19 protein-coding genes are annotated in these 20,253 nt (G+C 57.9%); 10 read left to right on the top strand and 9 right to left on the bottom strand.

Features of this window, described 5'->3' with window-relative positions; genetic code table 11:
* Window positions 1–92: 92 nt before the first annotated feature.
* From RHIBUN_RS0108100 to ugpC, 8 genes are all read left to right on the top strand, one after another.
* Entirely contained in the window at window positions 93–890 is a 798-nt protein-coding gene (locus RHIBUN_RS0108100; protein ID WP_025659174.1) for a DeoR/GlpR family DNA-binding transcription regulator, read from the top strand.
* A complete protein-coding gene (locus RHIBUN_RS0108095; RefSeq protein WP_025659173.1) occupies window positions 883–1,881 on the top strand; it encodes a BadF/BadG/BcrA/BcrD ATPase family protein in 999 nt (332 codons plus the stop codon). Before RHIBUN_RS0108100 ends, RHIBUN_RS0108095 begins: the two co-directional genes overlap by 8 nt.
* A complete protein-coding gene (locus RHIBUN_RS0108090; RefSeq protein WP_025659172.1) occupies window positions 1,874–3,130 on the top strand; it encodes a sugar ABC transporter substrate-binding protein in 1,257 nt (418 codons plus the stop codon). Before RHIBUN_RS0108095 ends, RHIBUN_RS0108090 begins: the two co-directional genes overlap by 8 nt.
* Window positions 3,127–4,044 carry a sugar ABC transporter permease gene (locus tag RHIBUN_RS0108085; protein ID WP_025659171.1) on the top strand — a complete coding sequence of 306 codons (918 nt, stop codon included), beginning with the start codon at window positions 3,127–3,129 and terminating at the stop codon, window positions 4,042–4,044. The genes RHIBUN_RS0108090 and RHIBUN_RS0108085 overlap by 4 nt, the downstream gene beginning before the upstream one ends.
* On the top strand, window positions 4,044–4,901 hold the full coding sequence (locus RHIBUN_RS0108080) for a carbohydrate ABC transporter permease (protein ID WP_037215255.1): 858 nt from the start codon (window positions 4,044–4,046) through the stop codon (window positions 4,899–4,901). Before RHIBUN_RS0108085 ends, RHIBUN_RS0108080 begins: the two co-directional genes overlap by 1 nt.
* Window positions 4,902–4,913: 12 nt before the next feature.
* Window positions 4,914–5,867: an SIS domain-containing protein gene (locus RHIBUN_RS0108075; RefSeq protein WP_025659169.1), complete on the top strand. Its 954-nt coding sequence runs from the start codon at window positions 4,914–4,916 to the stop codon at window positions 5,865–5,867.
* Window positions 5,864–7,156, top strand: a complete 1,293-nt coding sequence (locus RHIBUN_RS0108070) for a D-tagatose-bisphosphate aldolase, class II, non-catalytic subunit (RefSeq protein ID WP_025659168.1) — start codon at window positions 5,864–5,866, stop codon at window positions 7,154–7,156. Before RHIBUN_RS0108075 ends, RHIBUN_RS0108070 begins: the two co-directional genes overlap by 4 nt.
* 61 nt (window positions 7,157–7,217) lie before the next feature.
* Window positions 7,218–8,285: a sn-glycerol-3-phosphate ABC transporter ATP-binding protein UgpC gene (gene ugpC, locus RHIBUN_RS0108065; RefSeq protein WP_025659167.1), complete on the top strand. Its 1,068-nt coding sequence runs from the start codon at window positions 7,218–7,220 to the stop codon at window positions 8,283–8,285.
* Window positions 8,286–8,494: 209 nt separating this feature from the next.
* Here the strand turns inward: ugpC and RHIBUN_RS0108060 are convergent, their stop codons facing one another.
* The 6 genes from RHIBUN_RS0108060 to RHIBUN_RS0108035 form a co-directional block, all read right to left on the bottom strand.
* Window positions 8,495–9,508, bottom strand: coding sequence for a LacI family DNA-binding transcriptional regulator (locus RHIBUN_RS0108060; RefSeq protein WP_025659166.1), 1,014 nt, complete (start codon window positions 9,506–9,508; stop codon window positions 8,495–8,497).
* Between the two features lie 114 nt (window positions 9,509–9,622).
* On the bottom strand, window positions 9,623–10,903 hold the full coding sequence (locus RHIBUN_RS0108055) for a D-tagatose-bisphosphate aldolase, class II, non-catalytic subunit (RefSeq protein WP_025659165.1): 1,281 nt from the start codon (window positions 10,901–10,903) through the stop codon (window positions 9,623–9,625).
* A gap of 1 nt (window position 10,904) precedes the next feature.
* On the bottom strand, window positions 10,905–11,849 hold the full coding sequence (locus RHIBUN_RS0108050; RefSeq protein ID WP_025659164.1) for a sugar kinase: 945 nt from the start codon (window positions 11,847–11,849) through the stop codon (window positions 10,905–10,907).
* A gap of 19 nt (window positions 11,850–11,868) precedes the next feature.
* A complete protein-coding gene (locus RHIBUN_RS0108045) occupies window positions 11,869–12,831 on the bottom strand; it encodes an ABC transporter permease (RefSeq protein WP_025659163.1) in 963 nt (320 codons plus the stop codon).
* On the bottom strand, window positions 12,828–14,345 hold the full coding sequence (locus RHIBUN_RS0108040) for a sugar ABC transporter ATP-binding protein (RefSeq protein ID WP_025659162.1): 1,518 nt from the start codon (window positions 14,343–14,345) through the stop codon (window positions 12,828–12,830). Before RHIBUN_RS0108040 ends, RHIBUN_RS0108045 begins: the two co-directional genes overlap by 4 nt.
* A gap of 105 nt (window positions 14,346–14,450) precedes the next feature.
* The gene (locus RHIBUN_RS0108035) at window positions 14,451–15,341 is read right to left on the bottom strand and encodes a substrate-binding domain-containing protein (RefSeq protein WP_025659161.1); all 891 of its coding nucleotides are present in this window, start codon (window positions 15,339–15,341) and stop codon (window positions 14,451–14,453) included.
* A gap of 373 nt (window positions 15,342–15,714) precedes the next feature.
* Between RHIBUN_RS0108035 and RHIBUN_RS38000 the strand changes: the two genes are divergently transcribed.
* On the top strand, window positions 15,715–15,870 hold the full coding sequence (locus tag RHIBUN_RS38000; protein WP_312867227.1) for a hypothetical protein: 156 nt from the start codon (window positions 15,715–15,717) through the stop codon (window positions 15,868–15,870).
* Between the two features lie 50 nt (window positions 15,871–15,920).
* Here the strand turns inward: RHIBUN_RS38000 and RHIBUN_RS0108030 are convergent, their stop codons facing one another.
* A complete protein-coding gene (locus RHIBUN_RS0108030) occupies window positions 15,921–17,213 on the bottom strand; it encodes a DUF882 domain-containing protein (RefSeq protein ID WP_025659160.1) in 1,293 nt (430 codons plus the stop codon).
* 164 nt (window positions 17,214–17,377) lie between these two features.
* Window positions 17,378–18,346, bottom strand: a complete 969-nt coding sequence (locus RHIBUN_RS0108025) for a 3'-5' exonuclease (protein WP_025659159.1) — start codon at window positions 18,344–18,346, stop codon at window positions 17,378–17,380.
* A gap of 329 nt (window positions 18,347–18,675) precedes the next feature.
* Here RHIBUN_RS0108025 and RHIBUN_RS0108020 point away from each other — a divergent pair, with 329 nt between their 5' ends.
* On the top strand, window positions 18,676–19,299 hold the full coding sequence (locus RHIBUN_RS0108020; RefSeq protein WP_025659158.1) for an acyl-homoserine-lactone synthase: 624 nt from the start codon (window positions 18,676–18,678) through the stop codon (window positions 19,297–19,299).
* 120 nt (window positions 19,300–19,419) lie between these two features.
* Here RHIBUN_RS0108020 and RHIBUN_RS0108015 read toward each other — a convergent pair whose 3' ends face one another.
* Complete coding sequence (locus tag RHIBUN_RS0108015; protein ID WP_018856392.1) at window positions 19,420–20,136, bottom strand: autoinducer binding domain-containing protein; 717 nt, start codon at window positions 20,134–20,136, stop codon at window positions 19,420–19,422.
* Between the last annotated feature and the right edge of the window lie 117 nt (window positions 20,137–20,253).

Genomic DNA, 20,253 nt, shown 5'->3' with positions numbered 1-20,253 from the left:
CACCGCAAAAACATCAGAAACGATCAAAATTGTGATTGACTCTGATTAATTGCGGTGGGAGGGTGATTGATATTGTATCCTCGGAGATGTGAATGAGCCAACCAATCGGGGTTAAGGTCGATCGTCTGGATGCTATCCGCAGCCATTTGTATGCGAACGGATTTTCGACGATCCAGGCGCTGGCTGATGCAACCGGTTCATCGCTTGCGACCGTTCGGCGGGACCTCCAGATCCTTGAGGAAGAAGGTGCGATTGACCGGGTGCATGGGGGGGCCCGCATTGCCGAGGGATCGTCGGTAGAGATTGCATTTCAGGAGCGGGAAAAGCAGCACCTTTCGGCTAAGCGGGTCATCGCGACGGCCGCCTATGAATTGCTTCATCCGCGATCCGCAATCTTCCTCGATGCGGGCACGACCGTCCTTCAGCTTGCTCGCCTGATCCGCATTAACCCGTTGCCATTGAGGATCTTCACCAACGGCCTGACCGTCGCCCAGGAGTTCCTGAATATCCCGAACCTCGAGGTGGTCTTGCTTGGGGGCCAGTTGAGGAGTGAAAACGCTTCGCTCGTGGGCCCCCAGGCCGAGGCGATGCTGGACGGCATATGGTTCGATCAGCTCTTCCTTGGTGTCAGCGCCATTAGTCCTGATGGCGCGATCTACAGCGTTGATAGCGCCGAGGCGAGCTTGAACCGCCACATGCTCGCCAGATCGGCAAATCGCTTCGTCCTCGCCGATTCCTCAAAGTTCGGGACAATGGCCACCTACAAGGTCGCGCCGCTGAATGTCGCACAGGTTATCACTGACTCCGGACTAGCGGTTCATTGGCGAGACGACCTCGCTAAGCTCGGCGTCGCGACCACGATCGCGGAGTTGGGGGGAAGGAATGAGTGACGAGTTTGTCCTGGGAATCGATGGCGGGGGCAGCAAGGTCCTGGTCGCGTTAGCTGACAGGTCCGGACGTATCGTGCAGTCGTCTCGCGGTCGCGGCGTTAACCCGATGGATAATCCAAATTGGCTGCGGGAACTGGAAGAGCAACTTGGCCCGTTCCTCAATCACCAAAACGTGGCCGCAGTGGCCGCGGCCCTGCCTGCGTTCGGGGAAGTTGCACGCCTGTCGGAACTGCAGCAGCAAGCCATTGACCGGCTGTTTCCCAACACGCGCCGACACATCCTCAACGATGTCGATGCTGCCCACCTTGGTGCGTTCGCCGGAAGGCCCGGTATCCTTATCCTCTCGGGAACGGGGTCAATGGCGTGGGCGCGCAACGCCTCTGGCCAATCTGCACGGATCGGCGGTTGGGGCGATCAAATCGGAGACGAAGGTAGCAGTTACTGGATTGGCAGGAGCGCGCTGAGTGTAATCAGCAAGAGTCTGGATGGTCGCGCTCCCCCGACAGCACTTTCCAAGATTCTATTCGATGAATTGCAGATCGAAGCGGACGATCCGATGAATGCGCTGGGTGACTGGGTCACTTTGCTACCCAATCGAAGAGCAGGTATCGCGGCGATTTCCACATTGGTGGATAGGGCTGCTCGTTGTGGCGACGAGGCGGCGATCGGGCTGATCGAACAGGCCGCTGACGAGCTCGCCAGGCATCACAGTGCAATCTCTGGACATTGTGACAACGACGCATCGTGGACCTATGCCGGAGGCATTTTCAATAGTGCGCTGCTCCTGGGATCTCTGGCGCGCCGAATAGGAAAGTCCCCAGTCCCCTCGAAGCTTCCCCCCATTGGTGGCGCGCTACTTGCCGCCGCCCAACTTCTCGACTGGTTCCCCGATGAGAGCTGGTTCGGGCAAGTCGCTGCCACCGCCGACAGCGTTGGCACGTCTGCGAATAAACTGAGCATTAAGAACAATGAAGGATGGGAACATGCATAAGTTTATCTTGCCATTACTCGCCTCGGCGGCCCTGGCGATCGTAACGCCAGCTCATGCCGATGACGCCAAGCCACTCGCCGGCCAGTCCATTACGGTTTTGATGCCCTCTCCGCAGGGCCCGAACATCGCGGCAGACTTCGAAGCTGAAACCGGAATCCATGTCGATCTCCAGACACTTTCGTGGGACGACATTCGACCGAAGCTTGTCACTGCTTTGGTGGCGGGTACTGCGCCTGCTGACGTGACCGAATTCGACTGGTCGTGGACGGGGCAGTTCAGTGCCGCTGGCTGGTTCCTGCCTCTGAACGACGTCATTGATGCAGATACCGTGAAGGATATTGGCGTCGCGAAAATCTTCACGGTCGACGGAAAGCTTCTTGGCGTTCCTTATACCAACGACTTCCGCGTCATGCTTGTCAATAAGAAGCACTTCGCCGATGCGGGCATTACGGAAATGCCGAAGACGCTTGACGCATTGGTTTCGGACGCCCGGAAAATCAAGGAAAAGGGCATCTCTGAATATCCAATCGGCCTTCCCGTCTCCGCGACGGAGGGCGCCTCGACCAGCTGGTACCTGTTGACGAAGGCCTTTGGTGGCGAACTCTTCGACAAGGATTTCAATCCACTTTTCACGAAGCCGGATTCGGCTGGCTACAAGGCGCTTGCCTTCGAATTGATGCTTCTGAAGGAAGGGCTGGTTGATCCGGCGTCGACCGGTCTGAAAGACAGTCAGATCAACGAAAGCATGTTCTCGCAGGGTCTCACCAGTATCATGATTTCCGGCGAGCCCGGTCGTCTCGGGCAAATGAATGATCCGAAGCAGTCGAAGGTTGCCGGTCAGGTAGAAGCAATCCTGGTGCCCACAGCAAGTGGTGAGACACGCAGTTTCGGTCTGCCGGAGGCGCTTGCTATACCGAACGTCTCTGCCAACAAGGATGCCGCCATCGCCTTCGTGAAGTGGTTTACCAGCAAGGACTTCCAAAAGAAGAATGTCGTGAATGGGTTTCTGCCAACACGCACTTCGGCCCTGTCGGAGCTCAACGATGCTGGAAAGCTGAACAGCGGAGCTGCACTTGTTGCGCAATCCAAGACAGTTGAGCCGCTGTTCCCGCAGGGAACGCCTCCATGGTACCCGCAGTTCTCAAGCGGCGTAAATACCGCGATCAATAGCGCAGCAAAGGGCCAGATGACTGTCGATCAAGCGGTGGCGGCGATCGCCGATGCCGCCAAGCAGGCCATGGCGCAATGACCGCTTTTGCATCGCAAGATGTGACCAGCAAGCGTGGGGTCGGCTTTAACGCCGACACCACACTCGGCCTGTTACTGGTGGCTCCGATTGCAATCACGATGGCCGCCCTGGTTTTCTACCCGATGGGTCGAACCGTGTGGGACAGCCTGCACAGGGTCAACCCCATGCAAGCAGGAACTCCGTTCGTGGGGTTGGAGAACTACACGCGGATGCTGTCAGACGCGCAGCTCGGAACGACGTGGGCAAACACGCTCATGTACGTCGTCCTTGCGGTGGCAGCGGAAACTGTCTTCGGCGTCCTTGCCGCAGCGCTGATCAACCAGGTGAAGGTGGGGCGCCAGTGGGTGCTGGCGGCCGTCATTCTTCCCTGGGCACTTCCCGGTGTCGTGAACTCGGTAATATGGCTTTGGATCTATCAGCCTGGTGCAGGCCTGCTCAACGGCATTCTGTCAGCGCTTGGCCTTCCGTTCGAAAATCATGTCTGGTTCAACGATCGCACAAGTGCCATCATCGCTGTGACCGTCGTTCACGTGTGGCGCATGATGCCATTGACGGTCGTGATTGTTCTCGCCGCGATGCAGAGCATACCCGCTCATCTTTACGAGGCTGCGCGCATCGACGGGGCCACTCGCCTGCAAATGTTTGGATTGGTCACGCTTCCGCTTGTTCGCAGCGCAATCGCCGTTGCCATGACCAACGCCACCGTTAACGCCTTCAATCTCTTCGATGAGGCTTGGGTACTCGCCGGTGCCAGCCTGGAAACCAGGCCGATTCTCGTCCAGATCTACCTCGAGACCTTTCAGAACCTGCGCTTCTCATACGGCATGGCACTTTCTGTGGTGATCACGCTTGTATCACTGCTCATCTCCCTCGTTTACGTCCTTCGGGTCTATCGCAACACACGGTTCGACTGATGAAGCCCACAATTCAGTACCGCATCATGATTTGGGTCGGCGTTGCAGCGCTGTTGCTCTGGTCCCTCGGACCGATTTACTGGACAGTTGCGAGTTCTGTGACGCCAACCGAAGACTTTTCGACCCGGCCGATCCGCTTCTTTCCACAGCACTTCACCCTCGATCACTATTCGAGGCTTCTCGGTATTAATATTGCCCGGATCGGTGGGGTCGAGGTCTTCAAACAATTCCGAGCCGCATTGATCAACAGCGTGGTGACGTCGGTGGCTGCCACCTTGCTCTGCGTGGCGGTGTCGGCGCTCGGAGCCTACGCGTTCACACGACTACAGTTTCCCGGTCGCAAAGTTCTCTTTGTGGCGGTTGTTGCGACCCTGGCGGTCCCTGCCTATGCCGTTCTGATCCCGCTTTACCAGATCATGATCAAACTGCATCTGGTTGATACATATGTCGGGGTTTCTTTGATCTATGTGTCTGCCTTTCTGCCCCTGTCGTTGTGGCTACTTCGCAGTGTCTTCGAAGCCCTTCCGATTGCGCTTGAAGAAGCAGCCCAACTCGATGGGGCAGGGCGACTTTACATTTTCTTCAACATCGTGTTGCCCCTTGCCGGCCCTGGATTGACGGCAGCGGCGATTTTGACCTTCCTTGGCGCGTGGGGACAGTATTTGGTGCCGCTGATCTTCTCGCCTCAGGCAACGAAGCCAATGACGGTGCTCATTCCCGAGTTCGTCACCAAGAACTTCATCGACTACGGCCTCATCACAGCAAGCGGATCGATTGCAATCGTCATCCCCGCTCTCGTCGTCATTTTCCTGAATCGTTACCTGGTCAGCGGCCTGCTGGCCGGCTCAGTCAAATAAATCGGAGTCCACATGAACACGACCGAGAAGGTTATTTTCGAACAGTTCCCCTACTGGGAAAAGGCTATTGGCGCCAACACGTCCGTAGAGGGTGCCGAGTTGTTGGTGTTCGTTGGCTGCGGCACGTCCTATAATCTCGCGCTCTCGCTCGCGGCGTATGCCAACATGTCAGGTCGCAAAGCCATAGCCGTGCCCGGCGCGGAATGGCAGAGCCGACCGTCCGCCTTCTGGCCTGATTGGCAAGCGACACACGTCATCGCCCTATCGCGCAGTGGCGAGACAACCGAGACCGTCGCAGCCGCAAAGGCAAGCCGCAAAGCTGGCGCCTTCGTGACGGCTATAACCGTAGAGGCTGAAAGTTCGCTCGCAAGGAACTGCGATCGGTTGGTGACATCCGAGACTCATCCGCAGGAGGGGATCGTCATGACGGTTTCGGCAAGTCTAATGGTCCTCCTCGGTATGCAGGCAATTGGGCAGCCAATCCCCGGCTCCATTGGCGCTTCCGCCCGCAAGCTCGCCAATGCACTCGATGCAGTCCTTCCGACAATTATTGCAGACCGATCGCATTTCGTCTTTCTCGGCGGCGGACCGTTGTTTGGTGTCGCTCTGGAAGGTGCGCTCAAACTCATGGAAATGAGCCAGACGATGACACAGGCGTTTCATCCGCTGGAGTATCGCCATGGCCCAATCAGTCTCGTCGACGAAAAGACCGCGGTGGTCATGCTTTACAGCTCAGACCAGAAGGAGGCTGAGGTGAAGCTGGTCGAGGAATTGAGGGAAAAGGGCGCGGCTGTCATCGGAATTGGCGGACCAGGAGACGTTGGGCTGCCCATTGACGTCGACCTTTCGCTGACAGGACTGATTGTTCTTCCAGCGTTGCAGATCCTCGGCGAGCGCGTCGCTCAGGCTCGCCAAATCGATACCGTTTCTCCCAGACACCTGACCAAAGTCGTGAAGCTCGCATGACACGGATCGAAGAAAACCGGCAGACCGCACTTGGAAAGCTTTTCGGAGGAAGATCGCTTCCTATTCCCCGCGGCATCACTTCGGTTTGCTCGGCGCATCCACTTGTCATCGAGGCCGCGCTTCGGCGCGCCGGGGCCGAAGAGCAACCAGTTCTCATAGAAGCCACGTGCAATCAGGTAAACCAGGAGGGCGGCTATACCGGAATGACACCGGCGGGCTTTCGTCGATTTATCGAGGGCATCGCTACGGAACTGGATTTCCCGACTGAACGGATCATCCTTGGCGGCGATCATCTCGGCCCAAACCCCTGGAAATTCCTGGTGGCCGAAGAAGCCATGGCGCGCGCCGAGGCGATGGTCGTCGCTTATGTAGAGGCCGGGTTTGAGAAGATTCATCTAGACACATCGATGGGTTGCGCGGGTGAACCAATCGCTCTTCACGACGAGTTAACAGCTGCACGCGCCGCGCGGCTGGCCAAGGCAGCCGAGGAAGCTGCTCTTCGTTCAAATCGTCGTCCGCCGGTTTACATCATCGGAACTGAGGTACCACCACCCGGTGGAGCAACCCATGAAATCGCGGACATCGACATCACACGTTGTGACGCCGCTCTTAAGACTTTGAAGGTCCATCAGGAGTCCTTTGCGCAAGCAGGAATAGCTACGGCGATCGCTCGCGTTATCGGCATCGTGGTCCAACCCGGTGTCGAATTCGGCAATTCAAATGTTGTGCTCTACAAACCCGAACGAGCAAAGAGCCTGATTTCGGCCCTGGATGAAATGCCCGGGTTGCTGTTCGAAGCACATTCCACCGACTACCAGACAACCGAGGGCCTGGCTGCCCTTGTTGACGGCGGGTTTGCTATCCTCAAGGTTGGGCCTGGTCTCACCTTTGCCCTTCGGGAGGCGTTGTATGGCCTCGATGCCATTGCCTCGATTACTTGCGGAGACCGCGAAACGACACTGGTCGAATCCATGGAATCCATCATGTTGGATCGGCCTTTGAATTGGGCGGGGCACTACGGTGGAACCGCCGAAGAAATAAAGCTTCAACGTCACTTCAGTTACAGCGATCGAATCCGCTATTACTGGCCAGATCCGCGAGCGAGCGCCGCGGTAGACGAGTTGTTCAGCCGTTTTCACGGCGATATCCCGCAGACCTTGATCAGCCAATACCTCGGCCGGGTCTACTCCGATGTCGTTTCAGAGCGGATCGGTGCGAGCGCTCGCGATTTGTGCCTGGCAGCGATCGATGCAGCGCTTGCCCCTTACTCAATGGCAACGAGCAGGTAACGATCAGTACCGACCCTCGAACGAGACGACTATCGAACAGAGATAACTGCCGGAGAACATGATGGCGTCAGTAACAGTCGCGAATGCCCGAAAGAGCTATGGTCATTTTGAAGTGCTGCACGGGGTGGATATTGATATCCAGGATGGCGAGTTCGTTATTCTTGTCGGTCCGTCCGGCTGCGGCAAATCAACCCTCCTGCGAATGATTGCAGGGCTTGAAGAGATCTCGGGCGGTAGGATCTCCATAGGCAGCAAGATCGTGAACAATGTCGCACCGAAAGAGCGCGATATCGCAATGGTGTTCCAATCCTATGCGCTTTACCCGCACTTGACCGTTGAAGCCAACATGGGGTTTTCGCTCAGGCTTGCGAAGGCCCCGAAGGAAGAAACAAGGAGACGTGTTCGGGAAGCGGCACAAATACTTGGTCTCGAGTCACTTCTGGAAAGATACCCTCGAAATCTCTCGGGTGGACAGCGGCAGCGTGTAGCGATGGGCCGCGCGATCGTGAGAAACCCGCAAGTCTTTCTGTTTGATGAGCCGTTGTCGAACTTGGACGCGAAGCTGCGCGTGCAGATGCGCTCCGAAATCAAGCAACTGCATCAGCGGCTAAAGACAACGACTATTTACGTGACCCACGATCAGATTGAAGCCATGACCATGGCCGACCGGATTGTAGTCATGCGCGACGGATCTGTTGAACAGATTGGCTCGCCACTCGATCTTTACGACTGCCCCGCAAACTTGTTCGTAGCCGGATTTATCGGCTCCCCGGGGATGAATTTTATTCACGGCAAAGTTAATTCATCGGGTCCGCTTGAGTTCATCGCTCGTGGTGGTGCGAGGCTGCCTTTGCCCGAAAATGTCAGTGTGAAGCCTGGATCCGACATCATTTACGGGGTTCGGCCCGAGCACCTCTCGATCGGTGCCGGTTCCGCTGCAAAGGTTATCCTGACTGAACCCACAGGGGCCGAAACGCAGCTCACGGCCAAGCTCGGTTCCGACAATGTCATCGTATCGGTAAGGGATCGACTTGACGTCCGTCCGGGCGATTCACTGCTGCTGGCACCAGACCTGGACAAGATCCATCTATTCGACGCCAGAACGGAAAAGCGCTTGCACTCAAACTAGACGGCGCTCTGCCGTTGGTATCGCGGACACCAAAAGGGAATAGCTGCATCCTGATCGGTGACGCTATCTTCACATTTCGATCGATTGTTGTTGCGTATTTGCCGGACATCGACAGGGGTGATGGTCGCGCCGTGTGATCATTTGAGCTCAATCGGACAGAAAACTGGGACAGTCCTATCGGACGCTCACAGCTGAACGGGGCCGAGGCGTTAGGCGGAGCTCCGCAAGATGAGATCCGCATTGAGGAGTACCCGCTCTTTGTCAGAGGTGGCTGCGACTTCGCCGTCGAGGTCAATCATCTCGAACAAAAGCTTCGTTGCCAGTCTGCCGATCTCGTTAAAATTCTGGGCGACGGTCGTGATCGGTGGACACGCGTAGCGTGAAAGGGGATGATCGTCGTGGCCGGCGATTCTGAGATCGCTGTCTGCCGTTCGGCCGACCTTCAGTCCGCGCTGATAGGCAGCGGCTATAGCGCCAAAGGCGATGCGATCGTTTGCGCAAAGCACGGTCTTGGTTGGAAAACCGCCCCCGTCAATCCAGCGTAGCGCCTCCTCAAAACCGATGCGCTCGAAGTCCCAATCCGCCTTCTCGGAAAGGGGCAGGACGACGGGCTCCATCTGCAACTCGCGCATCGCTTCCACGTAGGCCGCTGCACGAGTTCGGGCATTGGTGTTGACTGGCGGCATTCCGAGGTAGCATGGGGGCTCCCCGGACCGACAAAGATAGTCGACGATAAGCTGAAAGCTCTTGCGGTTGTTGGTGCCGACAAAGGGCGAAATGTCATCAAGTGGAGAGTCGACGAAAACCAGTGGGATCGCGGCTGCAAGGGTCAGCAGTGTTTCCTGATGAGACTGAACACCAAGTGGCGCAATGATGGCACCGGCCACGTTCATCGACTTCAACGTCTCAATTGCCCGAGCTTCCAGCTCCGGGTTGCCGTCAGAGGAGAGAATGAAGGCCAGAAAGCCGCTGGCATTTGCGATAAATTCCACGCGCCGCGTCAAAGCCATGTAGAAGGGATCGGTTGAGTCCGGGATGATGATCCCGATGATGTTGCTGCGGCGACGGTTCAGATTGACAGCGAAGATGTTCGGGCGAAACCCGCTTTCCTTCAACGCCGCTTCGATGATGTTGCGGGTCTTGATGCGGACCGAGCTTGGATCGTTGAAATATTTGGATACCGTCGGGCGGGACAACCCGACATATTCGGAGAAATCCTCCATGGTCCTGATCGGTTTGCTTGTCAAAGCCGGTCCCACCCTCGTTCATGCTTAATCGATTTAAACTATAGGAGCACTTCAAGCAGATGTCTGCCCGTCGCGCAACCGTCGCACTGGCTAGGCGCGGCAGGCCTCGAAGTAGTCATCCAGCACGTGATCGATTGCGGCGATAGTCAGATCTTGCGCCCGTGGCTTGACCTTGCCTGCGCGCACCCCAGCGTAGCTTGCCTGAAGGTACTGGCTGATCAGAGTCTCCGGAATATCAACGCCGTCGAGGAGCGTGAACATTGCAGTCACTGCGGCGTCGATCTCGGAATGGGGCCAGTAATAGCGGACGCGGTCCGAATAGCTGAAATGGCGCTGAATATGCCGGTCGGCCTCGGAGCCATGATAGTATTTTTCCCAGTTCTTCGGCTCGGCTGTGAGGACGCGCTCGATGGTAGCCACGAGCGTTTCCTTGCGCTTGCCGGCAAACAGGAACTCGGCGATCCGGTCCAGCCCGTAATAAGCTTCGCGCAGTGCAAAGGTCAGCCCCGGCCCGACCTTCAAGATGGCAAAGCCATCAAGCACGAGGCGACGCAGAGCATCTTGCGTCTGGTAGTCGGTCGAATGCGCCTCGAATACCAGACCTGGAAGATCGGATAGGGCGGCGCTAAGAGCTGCGGCTCGTTCCGGAACATAGGAAATGACGTTCTCGTTGCCAAACTCGACGCCGGGCTGCACGACTGCGCCGACAACACGGGAGAAGGCGTCCGGGACACCGGCCGCCTCAAAGGCATCCCGATGGACGCTGATCGTCTCGCGCGCAGCTTCCGGCTTCGTCACGTCCAGTACATCAAGCTCCTCCATCGCACCGCCAGGAATTGGAACCTCGGTGCCGACGATGTAGACCGGCTTGATGCCGTTGATGCCGTCCAATGCCTCTTCGGCAACGGCGGCAAGTCGGGCAGCGCGAGAAGCCGTGATTGCGTCGGGGAGGGCCACTGGCTCGCCGGCGCAGCCCATGCTGGTGTCCAGGTGCAGCTTGGTGAAGCCGGCCTTCGCATAGGCTTCGATCATCGTGCATGCCTTTGCCATTGCTTCGTCGGCTGGCAGATGTTTCCACGGATTGGGTCCGAGATGGTCGCCGCCGAGGATCAGCCTTCCAAGATCAAAGCCCGTTTTAGCGGCAATATTCTCGACGAAAGCGCGAAAGTTGGCGGGCGTCATTCCTGTATAGCCGCCGTCCTGGTTTACCTGGTTGCACGTCGCTTCGACAAGCAGATGCACGCCGCGGCGCCGCGCATGCAGCATCGAGGCCTCGATGACGGCAGGATGGGCAGAACATACAGAGGGAATGCCCTTGACGCCGTCGCGTCCGCGCCACTTTGCGATATCGGATAGGTAGCTTTTCTGCATGTTACGCATTCCCTTGCGATTGGATGAGCGCGTCCAGTTCTGCGCGGGTCGAGGCGCCCTCCATCGGGCCTGCCTTGGTCACGGCGCGTGCACCGGACGCATTGGCGTAGCGCAGGACTGCTGCGGGTTCCAAGCCGGCGAGCCAGAAGGTCACGAAAGCTGCGCCGAAGCAGTCGCCGGCGCCGGTCGGATCGACCTCCTCGACCTTGTAGCCCGACTGATCGAGCCACGTATCCTTGTCGAAATAGCTGGCCCCCTTGTCACCGCGCTTTATGACGATCGCCTTGATGCCCTTGGCAAGCAGTTCGGCCACGGCCTCCTTCTCTGTCTTGGCCTCGGCAAAAAGGAACAGCTCCTCGCCGCTCGGCATGAAGAGGTCGGTCTTTGCGAGCACGGCTTGCAGCGCCTCGCGCATGCCAGGCGCATCAAGTATTTCGGGCCGCAGGTTTGGATCGAAGGATACCGTTCCGCCAAGGGCCTTGACCCTTTCGGTCGCCGTCAGGATGCTCTTGACGACGCTCGGAGCATAGAGCGCCGTCCCCATCACATGCATGTGGGTGCAGGTATCGATGAGGGCGAGCGTGTTGTCCGACAACTCGATGGTGCCGCAGGCGCTGTGACGGATGTTGAAAACGAACGCCCGGCTCCCGTCCTCGCGATAGCGCACGAAAGCACTGCCTGTGGTGCCCTGCGGCACGATCTCGATACCGGAGATGTCGACGCCGTCTGCCTCTAGCCGGTCGATGTTGACCCAGCCGAAGTCGTCATCGCCGACGCGGGAAATGATCGCGCATTCCTGGCCGAGCTTACCGACCTGGTCGATGAAGATCGCTGGTGCGCCGGACGGAAAAGGTCCGATGAGTGGAACAGCCTCGCGGAAGCCATCGCCGCGTTGCGTCGCGATGATCTCGACGAGAATTTCGCCAATGGTAAGTATCTTGGACATGCCGGGTGCTTCCCTTTTCTTATTGCTTCGCCCGCTTCGCGCGCACGTCGAGATAGACGGCCACGAGAATGACCAGGCCCTTGACGATGAGCTGGTAGAAGTAGGGAACCGATAGCATGTTCATACCGTTGTTGAGCACTCCGATGATGAGCGCGCCAATCAGCGTGCCGATCATGGTGCCGACCCCACCCGACAGGCTTGTGCCGCCAAGAACAGCCGCTGCGATTGCATCAAGCTCGTAGCTCATGCCTGCATTCGTCTGGGCAGAGAACAGGCGGGAGGAAAGCAGGATGCCACTGATCGCCGCCATGATCCCCGAGATCATAAAGATGACAATCTTCAGCCGGTCCACCTTGATGCCGGAATAAAGGGCCGCTTCGCGGTTACCGCCGGTCAAATAGGCACGGCGCCCGAAGGTCGTCTTCGACAAAAGGATGTGGTTGAAGACGAAAAGTACGGCAACGAACCAGATGACAAGGGGAATGCCGAGAAGGCTCTGGGTGCCAATCGCAGTCCAGCTCGGATCCATGATCATGGCTGGCGCGCCATTAGTCGGCAGGCTGACGAGGCCGCGATAGATGCCCATGGTCGCGACGGTCACGATGAAGGACGGCAAAAGAAATTTCGCCGTCAGCACGCCGTTCACGAAACCGAGAAACGCGCCGGCGAACAGCGTTAGCAAGACCGCTGGCACGAAGCCGAGGCCGAATAGAAAACATTGCGCGCCGACCATCCCGGCAACCGCGATGATGGAACCGATCGAAAGATCGATCTCGCCGAGAAGGATCACCCAGGTCATGCCGAAGGCCGCAATGGCGATCACAGCGACCTGCTGCAGCACATTCAGGAAGTTCGCCAGCGACATGAAGCGCTGGTTTGTGATCGAGAAGATCACGCAGAGAACGATCAGCGACAGGAAGATGCCGCCATATTGTTTCATTACGCGCATGAAGGCGGCGTTGGCCGCGAGCTTGTCATTCATGATAGGAATCCCGTCGCAAAGCTCATGATCTGTTCCGGCGTCATCTGGCTTTTGTCTGCGATCGCCGTCATGCGGCCTTCACTCATGACCACAGTTCGGTCGCTCATGCCGATGACTTCGGAAAGCTCGGAGGAGACAAGCAAGATTGCTGTGCCCTCCGCCGCCAGCTGGCGGATGATCTTGTAGATTTCAAATTTGGCACCGACGTCGACGCCGCGTGTTGGTTCATCAAGGATGAGAATTCTCGGCTTGGTCAAAAGCCACTTGGCGAGCACAATCTTTTGCTGGTTGCCGCCCGAAAGTGAGCCAGTTGTCGTCTCAAGCGAGGTGGTCTTGATCGCGAGCCTGCCGATTTCGCTGGCAGCGGCAAGCCGCTCTCGCCGGCGCGCTAGGAAGCCGAGCCGACCAGCAAACTCATCGAGCGCCGCCATCGATATGTTGCTTTCAACGCTGTGGCTGAGAACCAGGCCTTCCTCCTTGCGGTTCTCGGTGACGAAGCCGATGTGCCTGTTGATCGCGTCGACAGGCGAGGCAATTTTCACCTCCGCACCGTCAATGGCGATCGAGCCTGCCGATGAATGGTGCACGCCAAACAGCGTGTTCATCACCTCGGATCGTCCGGAGCCGATCAGGCCGAAGAAACCAAGAATCTCGCCGGGTCTGACATCGAAGGAAATGTCCTGAAACTCACCCTCGCGCGACAGACCCTTGACCGCAAGCACCGGCTTCACGTCGATTGCGGGCGCTGGCACGGCGCGGGGCGGATAGATCTCGTTCATGTCGCGACCGACCATCAGCGCGATCAGCTCGTCGATCGTCGTCTCGGTTTTGTCGCGGGTGGTGATATAGCTGCCGTCGCGAACAACCGTTATGTCGTCGCTCAACCGCATGATTTCCTCCATGCGGTGGGAGATGTAGATGATGGCGACGCCCTGCGACTTCAGGCGCGCGATGATCTCAAACAGGATCTCCGCCTCGCTGTCGCTGAGTGATGAGGTCGGTTCATCGAGAATGACGACCTTGGCGTTGATGCTGAGGCCCTTGGCGATCTCGACCAGCTGGCGTTGGGCGATCGACAGGTCCCCGACCTTATCGGTAACGGAGACCGGCAAGCCAAGTTCATTTACGAGCTCGGCGGCTTTGCGCACGAGCGCCTTGTCGTTGATGAAGCCGGCGCGTGTGGGCTCGCGCGTGGCGAGGATGTTTTCCGCGACAGTCAGGTTGTTGCAAAGGCTAAGTTCCTGAAAGACGATGGTTAGGCCGGCATGGGCCGCATCCTGGGGATTGGCGGGACGATAGGGCGCACCGTCGAGGACAATCGTACCCGACGTCGGCTGGTAAACCCCGGCAAGGATCTTCATCAACGTCGATTTGCCGGCTCCATTCTCGCCGAGGATGGTGTGTACGCGGCCGCGTCGCACGCTGAGCTGCATGTCCTTCAACGCCAAGACGGCGCCGAACACCTTGGTCACACCCTTGATTTCGAGGATTGTACTACCGCATGCGGCGTCCATGACGTCATCCTTCAGGTCGAGCGTTACGATGGCCCACGGCAAGGCGTGGGCCATCGGAAGTGAGCGGTCCTTTTCTCTGGAAAAGCCGTCTCGGGAGGAGGAGTGTTACTTCTTGACGTAGACGCCCGGGACGATCGGTTGGCTTTCCGGAACGGTTTCGCCGGCCTTCAATTTTACCGCGGTATCGACCGCGAGCTTGCCCATCTGGTCCGGGAACTGCTGGATCACACCGACCATATCGGGATCGCTGTCGACGGCCTTGATTGCCTCGGGCATGCCATCAAAGCCGATCACCTTCACCTTGCCGGTCAAGCCTGCCGACTTGACGGCAACAGAGGCGGCAAGTGCCGCATCGTCGCCGAAGCCGAAGATGCCATTGATGTCGGGATTGGCCTGAAGCATGTTCTGTGCGACGGCCAGCGCTTCTGCGCGGGTAATGCCGGTCTGAATGGAAACGATCTTGATATCGGGATGCTTGGCAATGGCGTCCTTGAAACCGTTAACGCGATTCACGACAGACTGCACGAGCGGGTAGTCAATGATCGCGACATTGCCCTTGCCGCCCAGCTGCTCGGCCATGAGTTCGCCGGCCTTGACGCCGCCAGCATAGTTATCGGTGCCAATGTAGGAGGCGACCGTGGCACCTTCGACGGGAACGTCGACAGTGACAACCTTGATGCCTGAGGTCTGCGCACGCATGACAGCGGCCAAAGCGCCCTTGCTGTCGACCGGCGACATGATGATCGTGTCGACACCCTTGACTATAAAGTCTTCGATGTCTGCCAGCTGTTTGTTGAGATCCTGGTTGGCGATGGCGATTTCGGCGTTGACGTTTTTTTCCTTGGCTTCGGCGGTAATCGCCTTTGCCAGCTCGTTGTAAAACGGATGCTGCTGCGTCAGCAGTGACACACCAATGCCGTCAGCATGAGCAGATGCGGCCACAAGGGCAAAGGTTGCGCCGGCAAGCAGGGATTTTGCGAAAGAAGAAAGAGACATGATCCTCCCTAGTGTAATGAAGGCCATTGAGCCACATCCGCGAGACGGGCCTCCTGTCGTCAGCGGATGGCGGGAGAGATACTTTCAAAATTAACGCGCGTCAACTTTAAAAGATACGCGCGATAAAATATGTACAGAGCTGCTCTCCTTGACAGCTTTCGGCGACATCACCTTGGCAACCACTTCGCGCCAATACATGGGATATCCATGAGTTGCAGCGGCACCGTCGCGTCACACGGTACTCGGGAGTTCGACATGCAGATATTGACGGCTTGTCAAACATGGAATGCTGACGATCCCGGACTTATTCTTCGCACGAGCCTCGCGCTGGAAATAAAGGCTGGTCAATACGCCTGGCGAAGTCGCCGAGGCATTGCCGGCCGCCTGGCCAATCGACGATGGTGAAGACTACATCGCCGCCGTCAGGGCATGTCTGACATCAACGGAAATGCGTCCGCTTGCGATGCGCGCGCAGCACTCATCCAGACGGGCGACGGACTGGGGATCTATGATGACCGTCGTTCGCTAAAGCTGCCGAAAATGCTTTGCAGCCCGACGTTTGGGACCATCACTTTCAAACTAAGGTGAAGTCGCAAGAGAGGCGCTGTATGGACCACGATCCCAGTCGAGAATGATCAGGCGTCGATGACCATGCGGTGCAGAAAGGCGCGGCGCCCTGTCCGGCAAATGCAGAGCCCAACTTAAAAGCCGCTTTGCCGAAACGCTCCCAATACCAGCTTGAAGTTCGGACGATCCGGACATCGGCAACGAGGCAGCGGACCGTGCGGAAAGCGTGAAGCCAGACGTCGGACCTTCCCTGAGCATACGGAGGAACTTTCGTGTATTTTGCTTTGAGTCCGAGGCACCGATAGATGCCGTCTGAGTTGGATCAATCGCTGCACCCACCGCCTCTTCCGGAGGCCGGAAATTCGGGATCGGAACGGCATACAAGGAAAGATCCGCGATTGGCGCCTGGCCGTTCGCCCGGGCAGTGACCGAATTTGGGCCTGCCTGGTGGGCAAGGGCCCTCTCGGCGCGGCTGGATGGGACTGGCACGAGTGCGACCTCGATGGGGCCTGCCGAAGAGCTCGCCTGGCCGGGTTCGACAGCATCTTCCTCATCGGCTGTTGCAGCATTCTCGATCGAACCCGATTGAATGTGCTTGTTGTGGTTGGCGACAGCCTGGGCGTAGCCCGGAAGGGGTCTGCCGTCAGCCGGAACATGCATGGTGCGGCCATTCGGGAATAGGCTTGCGAGTTCCTGCCGCGACATCCGCGGCCACGCCCTTACTCGACCGACGTCAAGGTGCACGAAGGGGGACCCGGAACGGGGATAGTATCCAACACCGCCGATCTGCAACTGCATGGCAAGCGCCCGCAATGTCTGCAGTTTCACACCAGGGATGTAGAAGTCCATCGCTTTGCCAAGCATATGCTGGCTTGTCTTTGCAACGCCGGAGCTTCGAGAACGCGAGCGCAGCATCTTGTTCGTCGTCGGAGATCTGTAAGCTGATACAACGTGGATATAGTTACGCGCACCGCTGCGATGATAAACCTCCCAGACGAGATCGAGCAGACGCGGATCCATCCGCGTGGGTTCGTTTTTCCGCCAATCACGCAAAAAGCGATTGATCTGCGCGAGCCCTCTCGGATCAAATCTTCCGTCGCGTTTGAACGTAATCGTGGTTCGCTCTCCGGTGTGCGTAAAAAAGAGCTTCAAGGCACGATCCTCTGCCTCGGCGCTCATTCCTGATAGGAGAACGGCGAGTGTTGCGATCGCCGCTTGCCGAGCGCGTCTGGCGATCGACCATAGCGCTCTGCCGACAGCACCGAAGATGCACGGCGTCAACCGCCTTTCCGGATCATCAGACATGGCCAACCTCAACCCTTTGGCCTGGCAGGCGTGCAGACGGTTTGCAAAGCCAGGCATGCGAGAGGCAATTATGGTCAACAAAGTCCTAACAACCTGTTGACGCATCCTGGGGGATGCGCCTTTTGCTGCATGCCTGGCGGGTAGAGGAAACCAGGCGTGGAAGCTTACGCCTTATACCTTTCCAGCGCAGTCAGGTGCTGGACCGGCGGGTCGGCATCGTCCCAACGGTATATTTCAGTTCGCAGGAAGTGAAGTTCGTCTGCCAGAAGATCCTCGTCGACTTCGATCCACCAGGACTTCGGACGACCGTCGCTCCCGTCAGACCAACGATATCCCCGTGCTTTGAGGTGATCCTTCATGTCGAAAGGACTGTGTTCGGCAAACAGACGAGCGCGCGATCGCTCGGAGGCCCTGAGCAGTTCGGCGAAAGGCTTCTCAGCTTCCGCTTTCTGATGGTCGAGGACTTCCAGCAGCGCGAAGCAATCGTCAACGGCGCGATGGCCAACGTGGAAATAGCCTGCCTGACCGACAAGGTAGCCGAGCTTTGTGCCCTCGAAACCGCGCGCGCTCCAGTCGATCTCAGAGACCGAACACGCCCAGGCCTTGTCTTTGAAGTCCGGAGAAAGCCTCTCACAGAAAGGGCGGTCAAAGCCGGCATTATGGGCAATGATGAGATCTGCCGGTTCGATAATCCGCCGCAACGACGCCACATCAATCTGTTGCCCCGCCACCATCTCGTCGGTGATCCCCGTCAGTTGGGTAATCCCCGGGGGAATAGCGGTTTGTGGCTGCTGCAGTCCAGAATAGACATCAACGATGTCCCCGATTTGGCCTTCGTCATCGAACGTGAAGCTTACCGCACCGATCTCGATGATCTCGTTCTTGCGGTGATCAAGGCCGGTCGTCTCGGTGTCGATGAGAACGCCCAGGCGTCCAAATTCCGGTCGGCGACGTGTGGGAGCGGAACGGGGAGCAAGCCTGCGTAACACGCGGTAGTCCCCGGTTGCCTCCAGGCATTCAACCATTTCCTCTGCACTCCAACCGATCGACTTCCGATCGGTTCGGCGAATACGCTCGATTTGCAGTTCGCTGGCCGCCAGCGTCGAAGCAAACATATCGAGTTGTTTTGTCATTCAGTCCTTCGTCCAGCTCAGCCGCATTTTAGAACGTGGCGCCGTCCCACATTACATCAATGCAAAGCCAGGTGTTTCTCGATGACGGACAGTATCCCCACCTTTTCTGCATGGAACGGGGTCACCTCCAGGGGGCACCGAGGCCCGTCCAATGGGATCGCGCTTGCGAATTCCCGTGCTCATCGTATGCAACCAGCTCGGTCCGTCCTTGAGCGACATTCTCCCGTCTCGGCGCAGGCGTTTGTCTCGACCCGCAAATCTGCGAGTTCAAATCTCTGTCACCTCCGTTCACGCTGATTGCGTAACCCAAATTGCGGAGGATTTTGATCATGCAGGCAGTCGCACTCAGTCAACCCCGAACATCCCGTGACCTAGGTCTCCTTGAACAAATGTATCGGCTGCGCGCCCGTGTCTTTGCGCAACGCTTAGGTTGGGTCGCGTGTAAGGGCGAGCGCGAGTGCGACGAATTCGACGCGCTTGAGCCGACCTACATTCTGGCAATCGATGAGCAAAGCAATGTCGTTGGCTGCGCGCGCCTTCTTCCTGCCTGTGGCCCAACGATGCTGCAAACTCTATTTTCATGCTTGCTTGGGGGTGGTGACACGTTCCGCCCTCATGCGTCCATGATCGAAAGCTCGCGCTTCTGTGTCGACATCGACCATTGTCACGGAATGGAGGGGCGTCCGCTGCATCTGGCGACCCGGACCATGTTTGCCGCAATTGCGGAATGGTCCTTTCTCAACGGCTACAACGAGATCGTCACAGTAACCGATGTCCGGCTCGAGCGACTTCTCAATCGCTCCGGTTGGCCGATGAGACGTCTGGGAGAACCTCGCCTCATCAACGAAACGCCAAGTGTTGCGGGTGTTCTCGCCGCCGACCAGGCAACCTTCGAGCGGATCTGTCCCGCCGACTACCATTCTGAATTCGTCGAAAGGGTGAAGGTGGCGTAAGGCAGACATTGGATCGGCGTCCGGCGCATCCGCACTTGAGGGATGTATTCATCTCGCCATCGAGAGACGCCAAAGGACTGTTCGGCCGCGGCGGCCGAACAGGTTCTTCGATAGCAACTGTCAGATCAAACCCAGTTGCAGCGCCAGGGAAAGTGCCTGTTTCAGGTTCTTTACGTTGAGTTTCGCGCGGATGTTGTCGAGATCCCAGCGAACGGTGTGGTAGTTCAAGCCAAGGATCTCGGCGATGTCCTGCATCGACTTCCCCGCGGCTATCCATCCCAAGCACAGCGCCTCGCGGTCGGACAATCCTGGCTGACGCTGGGTTGTCGGACAATTCGTCGAGACGAGACGCGAATGCAGAAACGTCGCCGAGGTTGCGGCGACGGCGCATTCGGTTTCGCAGAATTCTCTTGGACGTAAATTTTGAGAGGAAGCCAGGGTCAGCATTGCAACCTGCCCGTAGCATACGCGTATCGGCACAGTCACCCCTGCGCGAATGCCGAACTGCGACGCCGCGTCCCAGAAACCGCGCTCGTCTTTCGTCGCCCGTCGTCGTTGCTCATCGACGCACCACTGAAACGCCCGCATCATCCGTTTGCCCATAGTGACGACGGGATCCAGCGCCATGTATGAGCGGCCGAAATACATCGCCTGCCAGTCCTGCGGATAGTTCGATACGGCAAAGCTCCTGGCGCTTACGGCGTCGAGATTGAGATATGCGAAGCGCTCGAAACCATGCTTGGTGGTGATCCTCGCAACGGCGGCGCGAAGCGAATCCTCCGTGGACGTTGTCGCGGTCGAATCGATCATTTCGTGAAAAAGAGTACGCATATTCATAGCCGATAAGCTCCCCCAGGATGCGCAAAGCTCCATGTGGACGCTGATGTCGACGACCACCCTTGCGCAATTCAATGAACCCCGTCGTCGCCTGCGCGACGCCAACCCAGCTTTCAG

It is taken from the genome of Rhizobium sp. IBUN (genome assembly GCF_000510625.1).
Taxonomy (GTDB): Bacteria; Pseudomonadota; Alphaproteobacteria; order Rhizobiales; family Rhizobiaceae; genus Rhizobium; species Rhizobium altiplani.
This window is presented reverse-complemented; position numbering and strand designations above follow the sequence as displayed.